The sequence below is a fragment of the Arthrobacter sp. 2MCAF14 genome (assembly GCF_052115645.1).
In the GTDB taxonomy this organism is placed as follows: domain Bacteria; phylum Actinomycetota; class Actinomycetes; order Actinomycetales; family Micrococcaceae; genus Arthrobacter.
Genome location: NZ_JBFRHB010000036.1, coordinates 1 through 21,572 on the forward strand (window position 1 = coordinate 1; position 21,572 = coordinate 21,572).

The 21,572-nt window shown below is 64.9% G+C and carries 18 protein-coding genes and 1 pseudogene; 16 read left to right on the forward strand and 3 right to left on the reverse strand.

The genetic code is table 11. The features are described from left to right. Positions 1-225: pseudogene (locus AB4074_RS20060) on the reverse strand (hypothetical protein); the annotation flags it as partial. A 382-nt stretch (positions 226-607) separates the two neighbouring features. Between AB4074_RS20060 and lgt the strand changes: the two are divergent. The 4 genes from lgt (at position 608) to AB4074_RS20080 (ending at position 5,670) form a co-directional block, all read left to right on the forward strand. Continuing rightward, complete coding sequence (gene lgt / locus AB4074_RS20065) at positions 608-1,498, forward strand: prolipoprotein diacylglyceryl transferase (protein WP_441414966.1); 891 nt, start codon at positions 608-610, stop codon at positions 1,496-1,498. 248 nt (positions 1,499-1,746) lie between these two features. Continuing rightward, a complete protein-coding gene (locus AB4074_RS20070) occupies positions 1,747-4,017 on the forward strand; it encodes a transglycosylase domain-containing protein (RefSeq protein WP_441414995.1) in 2,271 nt (756 codons plus the stop codon). Positions 4,018-4,895: 878 nt separating this feature from the next. After that, entirely contained in the window at positions 4,896-5,399 is a 504-nt protein-coding gene (locus AB4074_RS20075) for a hypothetical protein (protein WP_441414967.1), read from the forward strand. Between the two features lie 73 nt (positions 5,400-5,472). Further along, positions 5,473-5,670 (forward strand): hypothetical protein, encoded by a 198-nt coding sequence (locus AB4074_RS20080; protein ID WP_441414968.1) that lies wholly within the window; start codon positions 5,473-5,475, stop codon positions 5,668-5,670. Between the two features lie 816 nt (positions 5,671-6,486). Here AB4074_RS20080 and AB4074_RS20085 read toward each other — a convergent pair. After that, entirely contained in the window at positions 6,487-6,954 is a 468-nt protein-coding gene (locus AB4074_RS20085) for a hypothetical protein (protein ID WP_441414969.1), read from the reverse strand. Positions 6,955-7,195: 241 nt separating this feature from the next. On the opposite strand from AB4074_RS20085, the gene AB4074_RS20090 reads away from it, so the two are divergent. The 3 genes from AB4074_RS20090 (at position 7,196) to AB4074_RS20100 (ending at position 10,132) form a co-directional block, all read left to right on the forward strand. After that, positions 7,196-8,167 (forward strand): MIP/aquaporin family protein, encoded by a 972-nt coding sequence (locus AB4074_RS20090; RefSeq protein ID WP_241710775.1) that lies wholly within the window; start codon positions 7,196-7,198, stop codon positions 8,165-8,167. Positions 8,168-8,798: 631 nt separating this feature from the next. Continuing rightward, entirely contained in the window at positions 8,799-9,818 is a 1,020-nt protein-coding gene (locus tag AB4074_RS20095; protein WP_241710774.1) for an SDR family oxidoreductase, read from the forward strand. Further along, entirely contained in the window at positions 9,815-10,132 is a 318-nt protein-coding gene (locus AB4074_RS20100; RefSeq protein ID WP_241710773.1) for a hypothetical protein, read from the forward strand. The genes AB4074_RS20095 and AB4074_RS20100 overlap by 4 nt, the downstream gene beginning before the upstream one ends. Positions 10,133-10,175: 43 nt before the next feature. Here AB4074_RS20100 and AB4074_RS20105 read toward each other — a convergent pair whose 3' ends face one another. After that, complete coding sequence (locus AB4074_RS20105; RefSeq protein ID WP_441414970.1) at positions 10,176-10,661, reverse strand: MarR family winged helix-turn-helix transcriptional regulator; 486 nt, start codon at positions 10,659-10,661, stop codon at positions 10,176-10,178. Between the two features lie 82 nt (positions 10,662-10,743). On the opposite strand from AB4074_RS20105, the gene AB4074_RS20110 reads away from it, so the two are divergent. The 9 genes from AB4074_RS20110 to AB4074_RS20150 all read left to right on the forward strand — a co-directional run bounded on the left by AB4074_RS20110 (position 10,744) and on the right by AB4074_RS20150 (position 21,375). Beyond that, the gene (locus AB4074_RS20110; protein ID WP_241710771.1) at positions 10,744-11,199 is read left to right on the forward strand and encodes a hypothetical protein; all 456 of its coding nucleotides are present in this window, start codon (positions 10,744-10,746) and stop codon (positions 11,197-11,199) included. Further along, entirely contained in the window at positions 11,196-11,846 is a 651-nt protein-coding gene (locus AB4074_RS20115) for a gluconate 2-dehydrogenase subunit 3 family protein (RefSeq protein ID WP_441414971.1), read from the forward strand. The genes AB4074_RS20110 and AB4074_RS20115 overlap by 4 nt, the downstream gene beginning before the upstream one ends. After that, positions 11,843-13,471 (forward strand): GMC family oxidoreductase, encoded by a 1,629-nt coding sequence (locus AB4074_RS20120; RefSeq protein ID WP_241710769.1) that lies wholly within the window; start codon positions 11,843-11,845, stop codon positions 13,469-13,471. Before AB4074_RS20115 ends, AB4074_RS20120 begins: the two co-directional genes overlap by 4 nt. A 2-nt stretch (positions 13,472-13,473) precedes the next feature. Continuing rightward, positions 13,474-15,267: a thiamine pyrophosphate-requiring protein gene (locus tag AB4074_RS20125; RefSeq protein WP_441414972.1), complete on the forward strand. Its 1,794-nt coding sequence runs from the start codon at positions 13,474-13,476 to the stop codon at positions 15,265-15,267. Then, complete coding sequence (locus AB4074_RS20130) at positions 15,267-16,385, forward strand: enolase C-terminal domain-like protein (protein ID WP_441414973.1); 1,119 nt, start codon at positions 15,267-15,269, stop codon at positions 16,383-16,385. The genes AB4074_RS20125 and AB4074_RS20130 overlap by 1 nt, the downstream gene beginning before the upstream one ends. 16 nt (positions 16,386-16,401) lie before the next feature. Beyond that, complete coding sequence (locus AB4074_RS20135) at positions 16,402-18,156, forward strand: glycoside hydrolase family 15 protein (RefSeq protein WP_241710766.1); 1,755 nt, start codon at positions 16,402-16,404, stop codon at positions 18,154-18,156. Between the two features lie 355 nt (positions 18,157-18,511). Beyond that, a complete protein-coding gene (locus tag AB4074_RS20140; RefSeq protein WP_441414974.1) occupies positions 18,512-19,093 on the forward strand; it encodes a hypothetical protein in 582 nt (193 codons plus the stop codon). Positions 19,094-19,318: 225 nt separating this feature from the next. Further along, a complete protein-coding gene (locus AB4074_RS20145; RefSeq protein ID WP_441414975.1) occupies positions 19,319-19,774 on the forward strand; it encodes a MarR family winged helix-turn-helix transcriptional regulator in 456 nt (151 codons plus the stop codon). Then, a complete protein-coding gene (locus AB4074_RS20150; RefSeq protein ID WP_441414976.1) occupies positions 19,771-21,375 on the forward strand; it encodes a chloride channel protein in 1,605 nt (534 codons plus the stop codon). Before AB4074_RS20145 ends, AB4074_RS20150 begins: the two co-directional genes overlap by 4 nt. Positions 21,376-21,572 lie beyond the last annotated feature (197 nt).

Genomic DNA, 21,572 nt, shown 5'->3' on the forward strand with positions numbered 1-21,572 from the left:
ATTGATGTGCCAGATGCTCACCCTGAGACCGACGGCCGCCTGGGCCTCGGACGAGTCAGGCCAGAGAAGTCCGGAGAGGAACGTCCGCGGCCGCTCGCCGAGCAGGGCCAGCGCGGTGATAAGGCGTTGCTGCCGATGTGCTACCTTCTCCCGCCGGCCGGCCCGGGTCAGCATCCACCCGTTGAGCAAGCTCAGGGACCACTGCGGATCTGATGATAAAACCACGTCAATACCACCCCAATCGACCGCCGAATCACCGTAGGGCAAACGTCATTTGAATAGACACTATCGAATAATGACCAGCCCGGTCGCGAGTGACCGCTACTTGAATCAGGGCACCCTATCCGATGCCCTACTTACCAGGTCCAGGGGTTTCGGCAGGACCGGGGTCGCAAAGGCTGCCTATATCCCGCGTTTGAGTCCGCCTCTGGCTTGGAAGTAGAGGGCAACCGTTGAGTCCAGTTTGGACTCATCAGGAGGGCGTATGCGATCAGTGGGGCCTGAGGGCTGTTCCGGCCCGGGAGCGCCCGCCGGAACCCGGCTGACCTCAAGGTTGCCGAGCAACACTGTTTTTGCCCTAACTTTCCGAACAGGATCCCGAATCTCCATGACTGCAACTGATTCATTCTTCCCGTCCCCGACCGTGAGCGCTTTTCATCTGGGTCCCTTGAGCATCCATTTCTACGCCCTGTGCATCTTGGCAGGGATCGCGCTCGCCATCTGGCTCACTTCCCGACGTTGGACCGCCCGGGGCGGCGAGGCCGGGCAGGTGCTGGACATTTGCCTTTGGGCCGTGCCCGCAGGGATCATCGGGGGCCGGATCTACCACGTCATCACCGACCCTGAGCTGTACTTCTTACCGGGAAAGAATCCGTGGAACGCCTTTGCCATCTGGGATGGCGGCCTGGGGATCTGGGGAGCCGTGGCCCTGGGGGTAGTGGGTGCGTGGATCGGCTGCCGCAGGGCAAAGGTATCTTTGGTTGCGTTCCTGGACGCGGCGGCACCAGGGGTGGTTTTTGCCCAGGCCCTGGGCCGGTGGGGTAACTGGTTCAACAACGAGCTCTACGGGGATCCGACGACCCTGCCGTGGAAACTCCAGATCCACCAGATGGACCCTGCCACCGGGTCGGCGGTGACCGATCCCTCCGGTGCCCCCGTGGTCCTGGGCTACTTCCAGCCCACGTTCCTCTACGAATCGCTGTGGTGCGTCGTCGTCGGGCTGGTTCTCTTGTATGTGGACCGGCGCTTCACTCTCGGGGCGGGAAGCGTCTTCTCCCTATATGTTGCCGGATACACGGCAGGACGCTTCGCTTTTGAACTGATGCGCTCCGATTATGCCAACCTGATCCTGGGGCTCCGGGTGAACACCTGGGTTGCCGCCCTGATCTTCCTCGCGGGTGCCGTCGCATTCGCCCTGCTGTTCCGACGCAAACGCTCGACGGCCATGCCCGGGGACTCGGTCCCGGACTCCGCTGAACCGCAGATGGGCGGCGGCTGACATGCCGTGCCGGCATGCCTGCACGCACCCGACCCCGCCAACGCGCCCGATTTGCGGGCAACGCCCACCACCCGGGCGCTTGAGAGGCGCGGGGCGCTACGCCAGAACCCACACGATCCATCGCCAGAGAAGCTGAGGAAGATATGTTCAAACGGATACCGATACGAATTCGCCCCCTGAGGAGTGGACGGGGTGTGCTCCCGCACGGTGCGGGGTCCAATCCGGCCGGGACCCCCGCCCCGGCCGCCGTGGCTTCCGGCAGGAACCCGCTCTTGGATACGGGAACAACGCTCGGCCGGATCCTGGTCTTCCTCGGCGTGAGCGCCGTCTGCGGGATGCTCGTGGCCGGCCTGATGGTCCCTGCCGCGGCCGTGGCCGGGATCACAGCGAACGGCTCGGTCCAGTTCTTCAACGGAATGCCCAGCGAGCTGACCGTGGCCCCTGCCGGGCAGGTGACGAGGGTCCTCGCGGCAGACGGATCCCAGATCGCGACGCTGTTCAACGAGAACCGTACCCAGGTTCCCCTCGAGCAGATGTCCCCCAACATCAAGAACGCGATCGTCGCGATCGAGGACTACCGCTTCTACGAGCACGGGGGCATCGACCCGACCGGGATCCTGCGCGCCCTCGTGACGAACAGCGGCGGGGCCCGGCAGGGCGCCTCCACGCTGACCCAGCAGTACGTGACCAACGTGCTCAACGAGAACCTCATCGCCCAGGGCAAGGACGCCCAGGTCGTGCTCAACGGCCAGAAGAGCATCAGCGACAAACTCCGGGAGATGAAGCTCGCCATCGGCCTCGAGAAGCAGTTCACGAAGGACCAGATCCTCGCCGGCTACCTCAACATCGTCGGCTTCAACGCCAATGCCTATGGCATCCAGGCCGCCAGCCAGTACTTCTTCTCCGTTGACGCCAAGGACCTCACCGTGCCCCAGGCGGCCCTGCTCGCCGGGCTGGTCAACGGCCCCTCGCTGTTCGACCCGACCCAGCACCCGGTGGCGTCCAAGACGCGACGGGACCTGGTGCTCGATGCGATGCTTCAGCACGGCTACATCAACCGGCAGCAACACGACGACGCCGTCAACACTCCGATCCAGCTCAAGGTCAACCCGCCCAAGCAGGGCTGCGCCTACGCCGTCCAGGCCCAGTACTTCTGCGACTACGTCCTCCACCAGATACAGAACGACCCCGCCTATGGCGCGACCCAGGAGGACCGGATCCAGAAGATCATGCGCGGCGGCCTGACCATCAAGACCACCCTGGACCCGCGTCTCCAAGGACCCGCCCAGGCCCAGGTCGACGCCACGACAGGGGCGAACCCGGACAAATGGGGAGCCTCCCTCGTGACGGTCCAGCCCGGCACAGGCAAGGTCCTCGCCATGGCGCAGAACTCCCGCACGCTCGCCGGCCAGGGCACCGGCTTCGTCTCGACCTACAACTTCAACGTCGACCGCGCGGACGCCAACGGCAACGACCTGGGCGGCGTGGGCGGCATGCAGCCCGGCTCGACCATGAAACCCGTGACCCTCGCGGCCTGGCTCGGCGAGGGCAAAACGACGAACCAGATAGTCGACGCGTCAAAGCGGCGTTACGGCGTCAACTACCCGTGGAAGACGACATGCGGGCCCGTCCATGGCTGGTTCGACAGCACCCTTCCACCCTCCACGGACCTGCAGAACGACGAACCCGGCTGGTACCGCCCCATGACCGTCCGCCAGGGCATCTACAACTCAATCAACACCGCGACGTTCGCCTCCCTCGCCGGCCTGAACGACTTCTGCGACGTCCAGCGGGCCGCCGACGCCATAGGTCTGCACCTGGGCGACGGGAACGACAAGAAGATCGACCTCTCGACCCTGGGCAATATCCTGGGCAGCCAGAACGTCGCCCCCCTGACGATGGCCAACGCCTTCGCAACCTTCGCCGCGGACGGCACGTACTGCGCACCCATCTCGATCGCCGAAGTCGACGACGCCGCGGGCAAAAGAATCGGAGGACAGGCATCCGCGTGCCAGCCGAACGCCCTGAAACCCGATGTCGCGAAGGCCACCACCAATGTCCTCCAAGACGTCCTCACCAAGGGCTCCGGCCTGCTCATCCCGCAGAAGCTCGGCGTCCCGGACGCCGCCAAGACCGGCACCAACCAGTACAACAACCAGACCTGGGTCCTCGGCTACACCAAAGGCCTGGCAACGGCGTCCTTCTTCGGAGACCCCTTCAACGGCGGTCCCTCCCGGCTCGGACGCGACATCACGGTCAACGGCAAATACTACCCGGTGGTCGACGGCGCCTACATCGCCGGCCCACAGTGGGCGCAGTACATGCAGCAGGTCGTCGGTCTCTACGACCACGGCGACTTCGACGCCCCGCCCCAAAACCTCATCGGCGGTTCAACGCCACAGACCCGCAGCAGCGACCAAGCCACCGGCGGGACGGGACCGAGCCAGGCCCCGCAACCGACGGCGCCCCAGCCCTCGACAGCCCCGTCGAAACACGGGAACGGGAACGGGAAGGGCTGACGCCCCTCACGCGGCAGGCCAGGCCGTGCCTCGGACAGGCCCGCGAAGGGCCGCTGCCGTCCTCAAGGCACGTTCCGTGACCGGCACCGGGGGCCGCGCATAGCACCGCTCCGCGCCCGAACCGAAACCCCGGAGACAGGGAATGGCATGGCCAAGGAAGCCCGGGGGGATTCTCGCCCACGAAGATGCCGGGTAAGCCGGGCAGGGGTTCATAGCCACCGTGGTTGGGTCACCCGAGCAGTCGGACTGCCAACGGGCCAGCAAGCTCCACCGTTGTGTTGCCCCGGCGCCGTCGGGCACAGCCATGCGGTGCTCCCCCCAGCAGCAAAAAACATGAACGGAGGAGCCCTGCGTGGCAACGAGAGCGGGGCGTAATGTGGCAGCACCGCTACCAGAGGGCTGATGCACGGACGAAATCATCTCTCTACTCACCTTTTATGAAATTCTGGTATTTTGCTGGACCTGCATTGTCCGGAGCTGCAAGAACCCCGGCCGCGGGCGTCGGCGGGCCGGCACCGTTGCTGCGTGGACCACGGGAGGCTTGCCCGGATTGTCCTGCCACCTGGCGTTGGTACAGTGGGGACGGTCCCGTCGGGACTACCTACCCACCTCGGCGGGACTTATTGTGCCCTGCCGCATCCGTTGCACCGTGTCTTCTACGTGGTGCCCGCAGAACAGGAGCATATGTGGGCGATACGTCCCCGGAAAATCGGGCGAGACCCAACCCACCGCACCCGACGCACCGTCCAACGCCGGCATCAACCACAAAACCAGGCCGCTGTCACTAACAGCTTGATATACCGCTTCCGTGCGCGACCGGGAGGATGGAAACTGTTCTCAGGGGGTGTCATCGGCGATCAGGCGAGGCCAGGGCTGTCATGAATCCTTTGATCACGTTGGCTGCGCTGACCGGGCCGCGGGACAGCAGTCCGGCGACAGTCCCGGGCCGGCCCGCCAGGGATCTTTCCGAACTCACGCGGGTATGTCCGCACGCTTATGCCGAGGGCTCCGCACACCTGTACGGCGGAAGCACCGGATGGATCGCTGACACCCTCGACGGCGTCCGTGGCCTGGCTCTCGCCGAAGCGTCCCTGGTGACTACCACCCCGGACGGGCGCCTCACGGCCGCCATCATCACCACGGAAACGACGTTGGAAGACGGAAAATCTGCGGTGGCATTCGCCGGGCGCTTCACCGACGCCGCTCATCGCCGCAAGGACTGGTCGAAGAACTCCTGCACCGCTGCATGCATGCCCTGTATTCCGCTGGTCCGACCACCGTGGCCATCAGCATCGAAAGCAGCAACTCAGCGGCCATGGCCCTCTATAACTTCAGAGACTTTCCGCCGACTCACCGACGGCCGCGATGGGCACGGCGACTGAACAAACCCCGAGGGCGCCGGACCTGTTGCCCGCGGAGACCCCACCAACCCAACCGGAACAGGACGCACCGATCATGACCCGGCTCAAGCCCGAACTCGCCGCGGCCGTTGAAGCGGTCCGGCAGGAAGCCCTCGCTGAATGCCGCTGCGGCATCCTGATCACCCGACACGGGGCAGGAAAATACACAGTCAGCCTCAGCGAGGACGTGCCGTTCGGCCTCACCTGGGAACGGCACGCCGGAGCTGTCTGCCCCGGGGGGCGAACAAAGTGAGTACGGCGAGGGAGCCAACAACCCCGGTCGGGGAACTACACCAGTAAAGGCTCTGCCGTGTGATCCCGATGACCAGCTTCCCGGAAGGGGCGGGGATCTCCAGCCTTGACCGGTTGCCGCCATTGGGGAATGTCAAGTAAGGATCACTCGTGTGGTGGGACGGGTTGTGGGGTTGAATCAAGGCAAGGAACCTTGGTTGGGGGTTGGTCAGACTGCCCGGCTGGCCAGTCTGTCGGACGGTGGCAGCGGCGTCGCAGCAGGCCGCGCGGCGGGTCAGGCAGGACATGGGGCGCCTGCACGCGTCTCCGACCGGCACAACGGAAAGAGTGTGGATCTGCATGAGCCCGAGGATCGTCTTCGTCCTCGACGGCCCGCGGCGAGCTCATGGGCCGAATCGGACCTGTTGAGACTCCGGGCCCAGGCACAGTTGAACAAACCGGGCCAGAAAGAGGCAATGACAACCGCGGCACGTCCTGCCGGAGGATCAGGCAGGACGTGCCGATACCGAATGACCCCGGTCCGAGGGGCCAGCGGCCTGTGGGCTCCAGGACCGTCCCGCCGCCGACCCCGGTCTGATAGCCGGCACCAAGGCCGGTCGGACCAACCCACGCCGGGTTCCTCGCGACAAGTCAACGACTCCGCGCGTCCGTGCGCAGGAGTGATGGGTACTTAAAATTTCCCACGAGAGGTGACCCGATGACAAGGGAAGTCCTACGGGAAAGCCGTCGTGCGTGCGTCCCGGGACGCCCTGGTGCCGCATCCACGACGGCCGCGTCTTCGGCGCTCTCGACCTTTCAGGATCGGGGGCTTGGGCTTCTACGGCATCGTTCTCGCAGATTCCATGTCGGCTTCCATGTCGGCCCTGAATGGTAAGCGCGGTTCGTCGGGGATGGTGCTTACTTGTGCTGTGTTCCGGGATCGGTGCCGGGTTTGCGGAGCGGGTCCACGGTGCCATCTGTTCCGTAGTCGCCCTGGATACCGGCCGATCTCGGACTCGGCGGTGCGGCCGGCGGTCGACCCGGTGGCGCCGAAGTCGGCCTTTACATAGCGTCCCGACTCCCTGGCCTTTTCTCCAAGAGGTTCGGGGAGTCCGCCTTCGCTGCCGGCCGCACCGTAGTCCCCTTCGATGTATTGGCCTTCCTCGTCGTCCGCATGGCGGCCGCTCTGCATCCCGGCTGAGCCATAGTCGCCTTCGACGTATCGGCCCCGCAGGTCTGGGTCTACTGGCTTCTTGGCCGTGCCCGTCTCATCGAGAGCGTCTTCGAAGCTGCTGTTGTCGGTCATGTTGGTGCCTTTCCCGAAACGAACTCCGCGTCTTTCTACGGCGCGCTTTAAGTCTAGCGAGGGCCGTTGTTCCGTAACAGAACGGGGCCGGCACGGGAAGGCCTTGGCTCATGGATGCCTGGGGCAATCGTTGGTTACCTAAGGCAATCGACTAGTGACGCGGCGACGATCCAACTACCATGAAGTTGCTGGGGTTGTCAATTTCCAAAGATGAATCAGATGACTCAAGGAGGCACTCGGAATGAGTGATGTCAGTCCACTAAGGAATGCAGTCCGCAACGGAAGCGGCCTCAAGCAACTCGGTGGCACTTGGGGTGAACTCCTCGCCGAGTTCCTCGGCACATTTGTGCTGATCTCTTTCGGCGACGGGGTCGTGGCCATGGCGGTTGCCGCTCTACCAGGCTCAGGACGGGCCGCGACCTCGACCACGATCTTCATGGCCGCAGGCGACTGGCTTTTGATCACATGGGGATGGGCCATAGCGGTGACAATGGCAATCTACGTCGGCGGCGGGGTCAGCGGGGCGCATATCAATCCAGCCGTGACAGTGGCCTTCGCGGTCCGCCGTAAGTTTCCATGGAAAAAGGTAGGCCCATACATCTTTGCCCAGATTGTTGGGGCTTTCGCCGGCGCCGCGCTGGTGTACCTGCTCTACCACGATGCCATCGACGCCTATAACAAGGCTGTCGGCACCGGGCGCGCGGATCCGAAGGGACTGGCCACCTACTCCATCTTCGCCACCTTCCCGGCACCCTACTTCAACGGAAATCCCGTGGGCCCGCTGGTGGACCAGATTGTTGGCACCGCTTTCCTCGTTTTGTTCGTCGTCGCCATCATCGACATGCGCAACACGGCCGTGCAGGCAAACCTGGGCCCGTTCATGATCGGGCTGGCCGTGGCGGCGATCGGCATGTCCGTGGGCGCGAACGCCGGCTACGCCATCAACCCTGCCCGCGACTTCGGACCAAGGCTGTTTGCATGGCTCGCCGGATGGGGGCAGACGGCGCTTCCGGGCACTGTTGACGGGTCGTTCAGCTGGTATTTCTGGGTGCCCATCGTAGGGCCATTGATCGGCGGGGTGATCGGCGTGCTGATCTACGACTGGTTCATCGGCGACGTCCTCCACGCGCGGGCGCGGTTGGCGGAACCCGTGCCTCCGGGCCGGACGGGCGCAGAGAGCGCTCCGGCGTCCGAACCGAAACGTGCGGCCTAAAGTAGCTCAATCCCGGGGGTGATCGGAAGCCGCCGGGGAGACGGTCATCTGCGCCCGTAGACCGCTGCGCCAACGGCCAATCTGCCAGATTAGAATCGGCTGAAGACCTGCACTCCGGAGTCCTTCCTTTAAGGGCAGCAAGAGTACAGGTTGCGGGTCAGTCCGTGCTTCACCTCAGGCCTGGCCCTAGGCTTGCCCGTTGGTGGATTTCCCGCGGGTAGAGACGGCATAACTGAACTGAACCACAGGCGCCGAGGATCCGTAGAACCTGCCCTGTCGGGGCCTGAGCGTACGGCATAGAGAGGCGCCGTCCATCAAGCCGTGATCGGTTGCACCGCCACGGCGTGCACGGCCTCGAGCAGTGCCGCAGCCATCATGGCCTGCTAGGAATAGGCTCCCGCACGCATGACCGTCGTACGGAGACCTGACCGCTCACATCTCTGGGACCAGGCAGCACCGGTTCGTGCTGCACGCCCTCCATGTCCGGATCCCAAAGTTCTAAGCCTACATACCATTGCGCAAGCGCAAGCATTCCGGATAGATTGAAGACTTAGCGGGGACCCGCGCCAGCGCCCCGGCAGACGGCCGAGGGTGTTTGACCCAGTTTCTGACACGCTAAGGAGCCACCTTCATGGACAAGACCGGACGCATAGTTGTCATCACGGGATCCAGCGGCGGAATCGGACGCGCGTCTGCAGTCGCTTTTGCCCGTCAAGGGGCCGTCGTCGCCTTACTCGCTCGCGGCGAAGCGGGACTGGCCGGAGCCGCCCGCGAAGTGGAAGCGGCCGGCGGGCGGGCGTGGACCTTGAGCGTCGACGTCGCTGACGCCGAGGCGCTCGACGCGGCCGCCGAGCAGATAGAGCGCGAGCTGGGGCCGATCGATGTTTGGGTAAACGTCGCCTTCACCTCTGTCTTCTCCCCGTTGTCCGAAATCACTGCAGCCGAGTTCAAGCGCGTCACCGAGGTCAGCTACCTCGGTTACGTCTACGGAACCATGTCGGCTTTGAAGAGCATGCGGGCGCGGAACCGTGGAGTCATTGTGCAGGTGGGCTCAGCTCTCGCTTACCGGGGCATCCCGCTGCAGACCGCCTACTGCGGTGCCAAGCACGCCATTCAAGGATTCAACGAGTCCCTGCGCTGCGAACTGCTGCACGAATCGAGCGGCATCCACACCACCATGGTGCAGATGCCCGCCGTCAATACACCCCAATTTTCCTGGTGCCTCTCCCGTCTTCCGCATCAGGCGCAGCCCGTGCCGCCGATTTACCAGCCGGAGGTGGCCGCACGGGCGGTCGTGTACGCGGCGGACCATCCGGAACGGCGCGAATACTGGGTGGGCGGCAGCACCGCCGGAACCCTCATCGTGAACGCTTTCGCCCCTGCACTGCTCGACCGCTACCTCGCCAAGACAGGCTTCAAGGCCCAGCAGACCTCGGAGCCCCGAAGTCCGGAGCAGCCGGTGAACCTCTGGGAGCCCGCAGACAGTAGCAGGGATTTCGGGACGCATGGCATTTTTGATCGCAGGTCCTCCCGGCGCAGTGCCCAGCTGTGGGCCTCCCAGCGCCATGCAACGGTGGGCGCTGCCGCCGTCGGGCTCCTCACGGCCGCGGCAATTGCGCGCGGCGCGTTCTTGCGGAGGGCAGAGCGATGAAGCCCTTGGAAGTCGTCCGAGGGGTCTACGGCATGTGCGAGCTTCTGGCCCCGGATTTCCTGACCGGCCGGCTGTTGGGCAGGACACCTGACCGCAAGGCCCGGACCGTCATCCGAATCCTCGGCGCACGCCACCTGATTCAGGCGGTGCTGACAGCCCGGGCCGGGCATACCGCCCACCGCATCGGAGGCAGCGTGGACGCGGTCCACGCAGCGAGTATGGTCCTACTCGCTGCACTGGACCTCAGGTACCGGACGCCCGCGACCGCCAACGCCGTCCTTGCAATTGTCTTTGCAGCGGGAGAGTTCGAATGACAAGCACCATCGGCGACGGGCACGATACTGAATGCAGAGGCCGTCACCCGTGCAGATCAATGCTGAACCGGCCGTCTTCGGAGCCTTCGCCACCATCCGCCGCCGCAAACGCATCCATGCCCACGGCACAAACCCCGCGCAACCCCGCCGGCATCCGACCCAGCACCGCGGCGACGGCCTTGCGGCGGTGTTCCAGGACCGTGTTGACAAGGGAGACACCCTCGGGAGTCAGCGACAATGCCCGGTACCGGCGGTCACCGGGGTCATCGCGCCGACCGATCAGCCCCGCATTGACCAGCCGCTCGCAGATACGCGTGGCATTGGAGGGATGCACGCCCAGCTCCGCAGCGACGGCGCCGAGATTCTGCGGTCCGCGCGAGGCAATCATGACCAACACACGCAATTGCGGGCTCGTGACGATGTCCTCGACTTCCACGACCGACTGCGCCACGACCCGAAGCAGCACGTTGGCGGCCCGAAGCACCGCATCGATCTGGGCATCGGCGTCATGGTCTTCGATTCTCTCCACGAACCCCAGTATCACCCTCGTACTTGCGTGACTGCAATATTTGCGCCGCTGCACGGAACGTGTCTGATTGAGGAGGAACAGCATGAAACATGAAGCCGAAGACGAAGTGATCCACCTCGTCGATCGCATGGTCAGCAACGTGAAAGCGGGTCGCTTCGAAAGGTCTCTTTCGGGACTCACGGCTGCGGGCGCTCTGGTGACGGCGGCGGAGATCTACTTCGAACATGACAAGGCCAGCTTCGGGAACAAATGGATGTGGCTTCCCGTGGCGCTTGGCCCGATCGGCGCGGCAGCCGGCATAGCGGGGATCTTCAGCCGCAGGATGGCTAAAACTGCATTGCCGATCGCAAGCGCGGCGATAGTCGCCAACGGATTGCAAGGAACCTACCTCCACGCCCGCGGTATCGCCCAAAAGCCAGGCGGGTTCTCCAATCTGCGCTACAACCTGGAGATGGGACCGCCTCTGCTCGCGCCCCTTCTGGTGACGCTTGTCGGCGGCATGGGGCTGCTGGCTTCGATACTGAGGCGGGAGAAATGAGCTCGCTTCCTCTGGACAAGGAAGCCGGGGGCGGCCGATACCCTGGTTTCAGCACCGTTGCCCAATCCGACCATTGGGACAAGACCACCGCCGGCGTGGTCCTGGGCCGGCTCGCCCGGCCCGCCGACATCCGCTTTTTCACTCCGGCCGAAGATGCCACGGCCAAGGCGCTGTTTGACCAACTGTTCGCCCAGCACGCCGAGCCCCGCATCCCGGTGGTCAATTTCGTCGATGCACGGCTGGCCGAAAACCAGACGGATGGCTGGCGCTACGAGGACATGCCCGAAGACGGGGAGGCCTGGCGCACGTCGCTGTCGGCGCTGGACCGCGCGGCTGAGGAATCATTCAATCAATCCTTCGCAAACTGCAGCAACGAGCAACAGGCCGCCGTGCTTCAGGCCATCCAGGCCCTCGGCAGCTCGATGTGGCAAGGCATGCCGGCCGGTCACGTGTGGGGGCTGTGGACCCGCTACGCCTGCACGGCCTTCTACTCGCATCCGCGGGTGTGGGACGAAATCGGCTTCGGCGGTCCCGCCTATCCGCGCGGCTACAAGAACCTGGGGGTCGACCGGCTGGAACCGTTCGAAGTGGCCGACGCCAGTCCGCGGGAGGACCCCGTGACCCATGACGGAGGAGTCCGCCCATGAGCCACGTCCGGAACCACAACGAATCGGCGTGGCTGCTTCCAGCCGGTCCCGGCAGCAACCACCGCCTGCGCGATGACATGCGCACGTTCGATGACCGGGACGAAGTGGACATCGTCATCGTCGGATGCGGCGCGGGCGGCTCAACCCTCCTGCAGCGGCTGGCCCGCGCAGGATGGAGGGCGGTAGCTCTCGACGCCGGCCCGTTCTGGGATCCTGATCGGGACTGGGTAAGTGACGAGGCAGCATCGCATCACCTGTATTGGACAGATCCGCGCGTGATCGGCGGCGAGGACCCCGTGCCGCTGGGATCGAATAACTCAGGCCGCGGGGTAGGCGGTTCCATGGTCCACTACGCCGGCTACACACCCCGCTTCCACCCCAGCGATTTCCGCACCTTCACCACCGACGGCGTCGGCGCTGACTGGCCGCTGGACTATGCGGATTTGCGTCCGTATTACGAAGACATCGAAGAGGAACTCCCGGTCGCCGGAGAATCCTGGCCCTGGGGCGATCCGCACCGGTACCCGCACCGGCCCCACCCCGTCGGCGGCAACGGTGAACTATTCCTGCGCGGCGCCCGCGCCTGCGGCATCACTGCCAAGGTCGGCCCGGTAGCGATCGCCAACGGTCGCTTCGGCAACCGGCCGCACTGCATTTACCGCGGCTTCTGCCTTCAAGGCTGCAAGGTGAACGCCAAGGCATCACCCCTGATTACCCACATTCCGGACGCGCTCGCCCACGGCGCCGAAGTCCGGGCAGATTCGATGGTGACCCGTATCGGCTTCGACGAAGGGACAGGCAGGGCCACAGGCGTCCACTATGTCCGCGGCGGAAAGGAGCGATTCCAGCGCGCCCGCACGGTCGCCGTCGCCGGCTATTCGATCGAAACACCGCGGCTCCTGCTGAACTCAATCTCAACGAGGTTCCCCAACGGCATGTGCAATGACTTCGACCAGGTCGGCCGGTACCTGATGGTCCAGGGCGCGCCGCAGACGGCGGGCCGGTTCGACGCGGAAGTACGCATGTGGAAGGCTCCGCCACCTGAGGTGAGCACTGAGGACTTCTACGAAACGGATTCCGCCAAGCCCTACAAGCGCGGATTTTCCATCCAGACCGTTTCGCCGCTACCCATCGCCTGGGCCGAACACGTAGCCGCCCAAGGGCACTGGGGTGCGGAGCTGCGGCGGTATATGAGTGACTATCCACATTGGGCCTGCCTCGGGGCGCTGTGCGAGTTTCTCCCGCTGGAAGGAAACCGCGTCACCCTGGCGGACGAAAAGGACCGGCACGGGGTGCCCGTCGCCCGGTTCAGCTACAGCCAATGCGAGAACGACCGGCAGCTGATGGGTGCCGCCCAATCCGTCATGGAGAAGATCCTGAAGGCGGCCGGCGCGGACGAGGTCATCACGATCAAACGGTACGCGCATCTCGTGGGCGGGGCACGGATGGCAGCCAACGAATACCACGGCGTAGTGGACCGGACGTGCCGCAGCTTCGCGGTCCCCAACCTGTTCATCACCGACGGCAGCGTGCTGCCGACCCAAGGAAGCGCGAATCCGGCGCTGACGATCATGGCAGTGGCGGCACGCGCCGCCGAAGGACTGAGCGCAGGAAAGGAAGATTGATCATGGCATCACAGACGGTCGCGGACTACTTGCTCGCCCGGCTCCGCGAATGGGGCGTGGATAAGGTCTTTGCTTTTCCGGGGGACGGCATCAACGGGGTGCTCGCCGCCTTCGGGAAAGCCGGAAACGAGCCGAAATTCATTCAGGCCAGACACGAGGAAATGAGCGCCTTCGAAGCGGTCGGCTTCGCCAAATTCTCCGGAAAGGTCGGAGTCTGCATGGCCACCTCGGGCCCGGGCGCCATCCACCTGCTCAACGGTTTGTACGACGCGAAGCTGGACCACGTCCCCGTGGTGGCGATCGTCGGCCAGACAGCCCGCAGCGCTATGGGCGGTTCCTATCAGCAAGAGGTGGACCTGCTCAGTCTCTTCAAGGACGTGGCCTCGGACTACGTCCAAATGATCACCGTTCCCGAGCAACTCCCCAACGTCCTGGACCGGGCCCTGCGGATAGCGCTGGCCAACCGCACACCAACGGCGGTCATCATTCCGTCCGACGTCCAGGAACTGGAATACACGCCGCCGACCCACGCCTTCAAAATGGTTCCGTCCAGCCTCGGCATCCGTTGGCCGGATATCCAGCCCGACGACGACGCGATCCGAGGCGCAGCCGAGCTTCTCAACCAGGGAAGCAAGGTGGCGATGCTGATCGGCCAGGGCGCACGCGGGGCTGCAGCTGAGGTACGCGAAGTCGCCGAACTGCTAGGCGCGGGGGTTGCCAAGGCTCTGCTTGGCAAGGACTCCCTGCCTGACGACCTGCCGTACGTCACTGGATCGATCGGCTTGCTCGGGACCCGTCCGAGCTATGAAATGATGCGCGACTGCGACACGTTGCTGACGATCGGATCGAGTTTCCCGTACACCCAGTTCATGCCCGAAGACGGGCAGGCACGCGGTGTCCAGATCGACATCGATCCGGGCATGATCGGCCTGCGGTACCCGTACGAATTCAACATCGTTGCCGATTCCGCGGCCGCTCTGCGGGCGCTCATTCCGCATCTGGAACGCAAGGAGGACCGGTCCTGGCGCGCTGATCTTGAATCCAAGACCAGCCGGTGGTGGGAAACCATGCACGCCGAGGCGATGGTGGAAGCCAACCCGATCAATCCCATGCGGCTGTTCTCGGAACTCTCCGACCGCCTGCCGGAGGACGCAATCATCACGGCGGACTCCGGCTCCACGGCCAACTGGTACGCCCGGCAACTGAAGTTCCACGGGCAAATCCGCGGCTCCCTCTCCGGCAACCTCGCCACCATGGGGCCCGGGGTCCCGTATGCCATCGGGGCGAAATTCGCCCATCCGGAACGTCCCGTAATCGCCTTCGCCGGGGACGGTGCCATGCAAATGAACGGCATGGCCGAACTCATCACCATCCAGCGCTACTGGCGCGAGTGGAGTGATCCCCGGCTCATCGTATCGGTTCTGCACAACGATGACCTGAACCAGGTCACATGGGAAATGCGGGCCATGGGAGGCGTCCCGTCCTTCCGTGAATCGCAGGACCTGCCCGACGTCGACTACGCGGCTTTCGCGTCCAGCCTCGGACTGCAGGGCATCAACGTCGACTCCCCCGACGAGCTCGGGGGCGCCTGGGAGAAGGCCCTCGCTGCGGACCGGCCGACCGTCCTGGATGTGCGCACCGACCCGGATGTCCCTCCGATCCCGCCCCACGCAACCTTTGAGCAGGCCCTCAATAGCGCGAAGGCTGTCATGAAGGGGGACGACAGTGCCTGGGGCCTCATCAAGGAAGGAATCAAAACGAAGGCCCAGGAGTTCCTGCCGCACGGGGACGATTGATGGCTGTGACCGAGTCGACGCTTCAGGTGAAGTCCCTTGCGGTTTCGGCGTACACCGTCCCGACCAACAGTCCCGAGGCCGACGGCACCTACGCCTGGGACGCCACCACGATGGTCCTGGTGCAGGCCACGGCCGGAGACCGGACCGGCATTGGCTGGACCTACGCGCCGGCCGCCTGCGCGGCCCTGATTCGGGAAACCCTCGAGCGGGCCGTCGTCGGGCTCGATTGCTTCGACGTTCCCGCTGCGGCCGAAGCCATGGCCCGGACCGTCCGTAACGCCCCACGCCCCGGACTGGCCAGCTACGCCATCTCCGCCGTCGACTGCGCCCTCTGGGACCTCAAGGCACGGATCCTCGATCTCCCCCTGCACCGGCTGTTCGGCGCAGCCCGCGCAAAGGTGGATGTTTACGGCAGCGGCGGATTCACCACGTATTCAGAAGAGCGGCTCCGCACCCAGCTGCAGGGCTGGACCTGTGATCAGCAGATCCCGCGGGTGAAGATCAAGATCGGAGAGGACCGCGGCACGAACACAGTCCGCGACCTGGCCCGCATCCGGCAGGCCAGGGAAGCCATCGGCTCCGGCGTTCAACTTTTCGTCGACGCCAACGGTGGCTACACCGCCAAGCAGGCTATTCGAGTTTTCGACGCCTCCGCCGAGCAGGACGTGGCCTGGTTCGAAGAACCGGTGTCCAGCGACCATCTCGCAGGACTTCGCCAGGTCCGGCAATCCATCGCGGCCGATGTCGCAGCAGGCGAATACGGCACAACCTTGTTCTATTTCCAGCGGATGTGCGAGGCCGCCGCCGTGGACTGCCTGCAGGTGGATGTGAGCCGCTGCGGCGGGTTCACGGAGTGGTTCCGGGCTGCTGCGGTGGCGGCGGCCCACGGGCTGGAAGTCTCAGGACACTGTGCCCCCAACCTGACCGTCCCCGCAGCTGCAGGCACGCTGAATTTCCGTCATCTGGAGTGGTTCCACGACCACGTCCGGATCGAGGACATGTTCTTTGACGGCACCGGCGACCCTGACGGCGGCAGCGTCCGGCCTCGCGAGGACAGTCCGGGCAACGGTCTCACTTTCCGTGCGCGGAACGCCGAAAAGTACCGAATCAACGCATAGTCAGATGGAATCCGGAATGAAGTCCGACAGCACCCCGCTTTTCCCTGCCCAGGTTCTCCGCGAATACTCCCTGATAGGCGATGGCGAACGGGGCGCAGTGATCGGGCCGCGCGGAGACGTGGTCTGGATGTGTGCCCCGGTCTGGGACAGTCCAGCAGTGTTCTCTGCCCTGGTGGGCGGTTCCGGTGTGTTTGCCGTGACTCCCCTGAACCCGCGGTATGTCTGGGGAGGACACTACGACGACGGCACGCTGATCTGGAACAGCCGCTGGGTCACGACGGACGGGATTATCGAATGCCGCGAAGCCCTCGCAATGCCCGGCGACCCTGGGACGGCCGTACTGATGCGCCACATCCGGCTCATCTCCGGGACCGCTTCGGTCCGGATCCTTCTTCAACCCCAGCCCGGATTCGGATCGCATCGGGTGGATTTCTCCAGATCCGACGACGGCGTGTGGTCCGGTGACGGGGGCGGGTTGAGAATCCGGGTCAGCGGGATGGGCCAGGCAACCGTGACCGACGGCATGCTGGGGCAGGACATTGACCTTGTACCCGGAGGGGAACACCACGTCGTTCTGGAGCTCTCCAGCAAACCCCTGCCGTCAAGGCCGCCTGAGCCGGCCGCTCTCTGGACTGCTACCGGCCAAGCCTGGGCCGCATCGGTTCCTGCCATGGACGCGACTGTCGCGCCTGACGACGCGCGCCAGGCGTACGCGGTCCTGCGCGGGATGACGAGCTCGACAGGGGCCATGGTCGCGGCCGCCACCCTGGGCCTGCCGGAGCGAGCCGAGGCAAAACGCAACTACGACTACCGCTACGCCTGGATCCGGGACCAATGCTTCGCCGGACAAGCAGCCGGAGCCGGGGCGGCCACCGACCTGCTCGACAGCGCCGTCCGCTTCGTCAGCGAGCGTTTGTTGACAGACGGGATCAGCCTCAAGCCCGCTTACACCGTCACCGGCAGCAAGGTACCGGATGAGCACACGCTCGACCTTCCGGGCTACCCGGGCGGCACCGACACAGTAGGCAACTGGGTCAACCAACAGTTTCAACTAGACAGCTTCGGTGAAGCCCTGCTGCTTTTTGCTACAGCCGCGCGCCACGACCACCTCGACACGGTGCACTGGCTCGCCGTCGAACAGGCAGTGGCAGCCATAGAAGCAAAGTGGGACGTTCCCGATGCCGGCATCTGGGAACTCGGAAACGAACGGTGGACCCATTCCCGCCTGAGCTGCGTCGCCGGTCTCAAGGCCATCTCCCGCTACGCCCCTGCCGCACACGCCGCCGCCTTGGACCAACTGGCCAGTCTGATCCTCACACACACCCAGTCCACGTCCACGCATCCCAGCGGCAGGTGGCAACGATCACCCGCCGACGACAGGATCGACGCCGCACTTCTTCTTCCCGCCATCCGCGGAGCCCTGCCCGCCCGCGACCCCCGCTCCCTCGCCACCGCAGAGGCGGTCAGAAAAGAACTCCTCGACGACGGATACGTCTACAGGTACAGGCACGGGCCCGGTCCCCTGGCGGATTTCGAAGGCGCCTTCCTCCTCTGCGGATTCAACCTGGCCCTGACGGAACACCAGCAAGGCAACACCACGGACGCGATCAGGCTCTTTGAACGCAACCGGTCCGCCTGCGGCTCCCCCGGACTCTTCACCGAAGAATACGACATCGAACAACGCCAACTTCGCGGCAATTTTCCCCAGGCGTTCGTCCACGCCGCCCTGCTCGAAACAGCCCATCGACTCGCCCAGCCGCGCGCACCCTGACGATCATCACACCGCACAAAAGGGGCCGGCACTTTGGACCCCGCCAGATGACGCTCCGAAACTCTCCGCAGTGGACGACCAAAGAAGTGTCCCGCCGGAATGAGGGGGTACCAACGGGACAAAGCACTCCATAAAGCAACTGAAGGACCGACGTGCGGGCCAGAACCGATCGGGACACCCAATCTTTCCGGGAACCGATGCCTTGGCCCGACCACGCAATTCCAGTCCCTGCACTTCTCCCGCACATCCTTAAGTGCCGGGTCCTAGCACCATAAGACAGCTCCGAAACCAAAATTTCACCGAACGGTATCACGCACCAGTAGGCGTGCGTGCCGTCCAAAGAGGGAGGCCGGCTATGGAAAGCCCAACACAAGCGAATCCGAATAACGTGCAGCGACAGCTGGCCATCTTTGACGTTGTCAGCCGTGCTCCTGGCAAGAGCCTGCCGCAAATCAAGGCGATGCTGACCAAGGCGTTCGCCGATCGCGGCCTGTCCAGGCAACCGGGAGCCTGGCTGGATGCTGTGGCATCTGAGGCGGCCTACGGAAAGCCTTATCTTATAGATCTCCCCGCAGCGGTAGCCGCCAACAGCATCGCAGCTGCTCCCGACCCGGAAGTCGAAGACGACCTGCGCAAGCGCGGTATCCTCCGACGGTCCGAAAACAGCACCGGCAGCCAGCACCCGACTCCGGCAGCCACAAAGACAACGGACGAAGGTGAGGAATCAGGACACCCCACAACCCCAGTAGCGGAAGCGCGAAACAAGCGCGATGCCGCGCACCCTCGTCGCGCTTCAGACACATCCACCCGTCCGGCGCGGCGACTGATTGCAAGCGCCCTCCTCATCGCCTTGGCCGCGGCCGCGGTCGGCGTGGCCCTTCGCCAGCGTAGAGGGCGCCCCACTTCGCCTACCCTCGCAGTCGGCGCATGCAGGTGAATAACTTGGAAGCGCACACCGACGCGCATGAGGGCCGGTGGCGGAATCCGCCGGTACGCGAACGACGGTAGGCAACACGGTGGTCCCATATCGCTGGCAAACGACAAAGAAGGCACCTGATGCAACCAAGACCACCCTCGCGACGACATTCCAGGACAACGCGTGCCCGGGCCAAGACTAGCTCCGTGGGCAATAGCAAGTCTTGCATTGTGCAATAGTTGTCGTATGCTAAATCCTCTCGATCGCCACGTCGACGCCCTCCAGCGGGCCACGCGCGACTTGCTCGCCGTCGCCATGCGCAGTGTGGACGAGGTCACGGACCTTTCCCTGCCGCAGATGCGCATGCTGTTCGCCCTTCAGGACCACGGGACGCTGCCCAGCGGCGCCCTCGCGCACGTCCTGGAAGTCTCCGGATCTTCGGTGACCCGGTTGGCCGACCGGCTGTGCGCGGGAGGGTACGTCCGGCGCTCTGCTTCTGCCGGAAACCGCAGCCTCGTCCTGCTTTCCCTGACCGATGTCGGCCGCGGTGCCGTTGAAGCCGTCCTCCGCCGGCGCGACGACGAGTTCCGGGACGCTCTCGCGCACCTGGACCCGGAGCTGCGGGACCAGCTCGCCGCCGGTCTCACCGCTCTCCATGGGCACCTCTCGGCGGCGTCGCTGAGCCGGGCGGTGGTCGCGTGACCAGCCACCGCGGCCATCAGTTGGGCGATTTCGCCGTCGACCGGCGGATGCTCCTGGTGGCGGCCCTCGCGATCCCGGTCGGGGCGCTCGGGGCCCTCGCGTCCTGGGCGCTCCTGGGCCTGATCGGTCTTGCAACAAACCTCTTCTTCTATGGCCGCCTCTCGACAAGTCTCGTCGCCGTGGGCGGCGGACATCCGTGGTGGCAAGTGCTCACCTTGCCCGTCGCCGGCGGACTCGTGATTGGCCTCATGGCGCGGTTCGGCTCGGAGAAGATTCGCGGCCATGGCATGCCCGAGGCCATCGAATCCATCCTCGTTGGCGGCAGCCGGATCGCTCCGAAGGTCGCCGTCCTCAAGCCGGTCTCTGCCGCCATCAGCATCGGCTCCGGAGGCCCCTTCGGCGCCGAAGGGCCCATCATCATGACCGGTGGCGCGATCGGCTCGATCCTCGCCCAGCACCTCCACCTCACCGCTGACGAGCGCAAGACACTGCTCGTGGCGGGAGCGGCGTCCGGCATGGCTGCGACGTTCAATTCGCCCCTCGCGGCCGTGCTGCTCGCCGTCGAGCTGCTCTTGTTCGAATGGCGTCCACGCAGCTTCGTACCTGTGGCTGCCGGGGTCGCGGTCGCGACCGTGGTGCGCGGCGTGATCCTCGGCACCGCACCGATCTTCCCCGTCTCGACCACAGGATTGCACCTGAGCCCCGGTATCGAGGCGCTGGCCGCCGTGGTCGGCATCTCCGGCGCGATCGTCGCCGCCGGGGCAACCTGGCTCGTGTACCGGGCAGAGGACGCGTTCTCCCGGCTGCCCATCCACTGGATGTGGTGGCCCGCCATCGGCGGCCTCATCATCGGTGCCGGCGGTCTCATCGAACCCCGCGCCCTCGGCGTCGGCTACGACGTGATCGACCAGCTGTTGACGGGGCACGCGACGACAGGGCTCATCATCGGCATCCTCGTGGTCAAGACGCTCATTTGGTCGCTGTCCCTGGGCAGCGGGACCTCCGGCGGTGTGCTCGCACCGATCTTCATGATCGGCGCGGCACTCGGCGCAGCGGCAGGCCTCGTTTTGCCAAGCGTCATCCCGGGGTTCTGGGCTTTGCTCGGGCTCACCGCCGTCGTCGGAGGTGTCATGCGCTCGCCCCTCACGGGCGTGATCTTCACTCTCGAGCTGACGAATGCCTGGGCTGTTGCACTCCCGCTGCTCATTGCCTCGGTGGTTGCCTACGGCGCCTCCGTTCTGTTCCTTCGACGTTCGGTGCTCACCGAAAAGATCGCGCGCCGAGGACTCCACCTGACTCGCGACTACACGACCGATCCGCTCGAGACATTCTTCTGCGAGGACGTCATGCGCGCACCGACCGCTGCGCTCACCGAAGCAACGACTGTGCTCCATCCGCGGGAGACACTCCGTCACGCCGCATACGTTCTCGCTCGGACCGGCGCACCCGAGGCTGCAGTAGTGAACGACGACGGCACATGCCTTGGGCTCATCGGCCCATCTGATTTGCTTGTTGCCAGGCTGCACGACCTCACCGAGGCGACCGACCGGGACCGCTCGCTCCGCTACCTCACGCGGGTGGGAATGCAAGCCGGCAATTGATCGACGACGCCTCCACGAACTTCGCCAGTGGGTTGGCCACCCGGATCATGCGCACCTCTTCCTCCAAACGCCCGATTTTGAGAAACCGCAGACGATCCGCACCATCCGGGGCCGCGAAAGCCAGAATTCCTCTCAGAACCCCTTCTCACTCAAATAACGCACAACCGACTTCTGCGGCCGCATGGTTTTGCGAGACA

Bases quoted from the DNA above. Each gene is read 5' to 3' on its own strand.
- lgt (WP_441414966.1), top strand. From the start codon at position 608: ATGACTGCAACTGATTCATTCTTCCCGTCCCCGACCGTGAGCGCTTTT.
- AB4074_RS20145 (WP_441414975.1), top strand. From the start codon at position 19,319: ATGCTAAATCCTCTCGATCGCCACGTCGACGCCCTCCAGCGGGCCACG.
- AB4074_RS20140 (WP_441414974.1), top strand. From the start codon at position 18,512: ATGGAAAGCCCAACACAAGCGAATCCGAATAACGTGCAGCGACAGCTG.
- AB4074_RS20135 (WP_241710766.1), top strand. From the start codon at position 16,402: ATGAAGTCCGACAGCACCCCGCTTTTCCCTGCCCAGGTTCTCCGCGAA.
- AB4074_RS20100 (WP_241710773.1), top strand. From the start codon at position 9,815: ATGAAGCCCTTGGAAGTCGTCCGAGGGGTCTACGGCATGTGCGAGCTT.
- AB4074_RS20125 (WP_441414972.1), top strand. From the start codon at position 13,474: ATGGCATCACAGACGGTCGCGGACTACTTGCTCGCCCGGCTCCGCGAA.
- AB4074_RS20080 (WP_441414968.1), top strand. From the start codon at position 5,473: ATGACCCGGCTCAAGCCCGAACTCGCCGCGGCCGTTGAAGCGGTCCGG.
- AB4074_RS20075 (WP_441414967.1), top strand. From the start codon at position 4,896: ATGAATCCTTTGATCACGTTGGCTGCGCTGACCGGGCCGCGGGACAGC.
- AB4074_RS20115 (WP_441414971.1), top strand. From the start codon at position 11,196: ATGAGCTCGCTTCCTCTGGACAAGGAAGCCGGGGGCGGCCGATACCCT.
- AB4074_RS20095 (WP_241710774.1), top strand. From the start codon at position 8,799: ATGGACAAGACCGGACGCATAGTTGTCATCACGGGATCCAGCGGCGGA.
- AB4074_RS20085 (WP_441414969.1), bottom strand. From the start codon at position 6,954: ATGACCGACAACAGCAGCTTCGAAGACGCTCTCGATGAGACGGGCACG.
- AB4074_RS20110 (WP_241710771.1), top strand. From the start codon at position 10,744: ATGAAACATGAAGCCGAAGACGAAGTGATCCACCTCGTCGATCGCATG.
- AB4074_RS20120 (WP_241710769.1), top strand. From the start codon at position 11,843: ATGAGCCACGTCCGGAACCACAACGAATCGGCGTGGCTGCTTCCAGCC.
- AB4074_RS20130 (WP_441414973.1), top strand. From the start codon at position 15,267: ATGGCTGTGACCGAGTCGACGCTTCAGGTGAAGTCCCTTGCGGTTTCG.
- AB4074_RS20090 (WP_241710775.1), top strand. From the start codon at position 7,196: ATGAGTGATGTCAGTCCACTAAGGAATGCAGTCCGCAACGGAAGCGGC.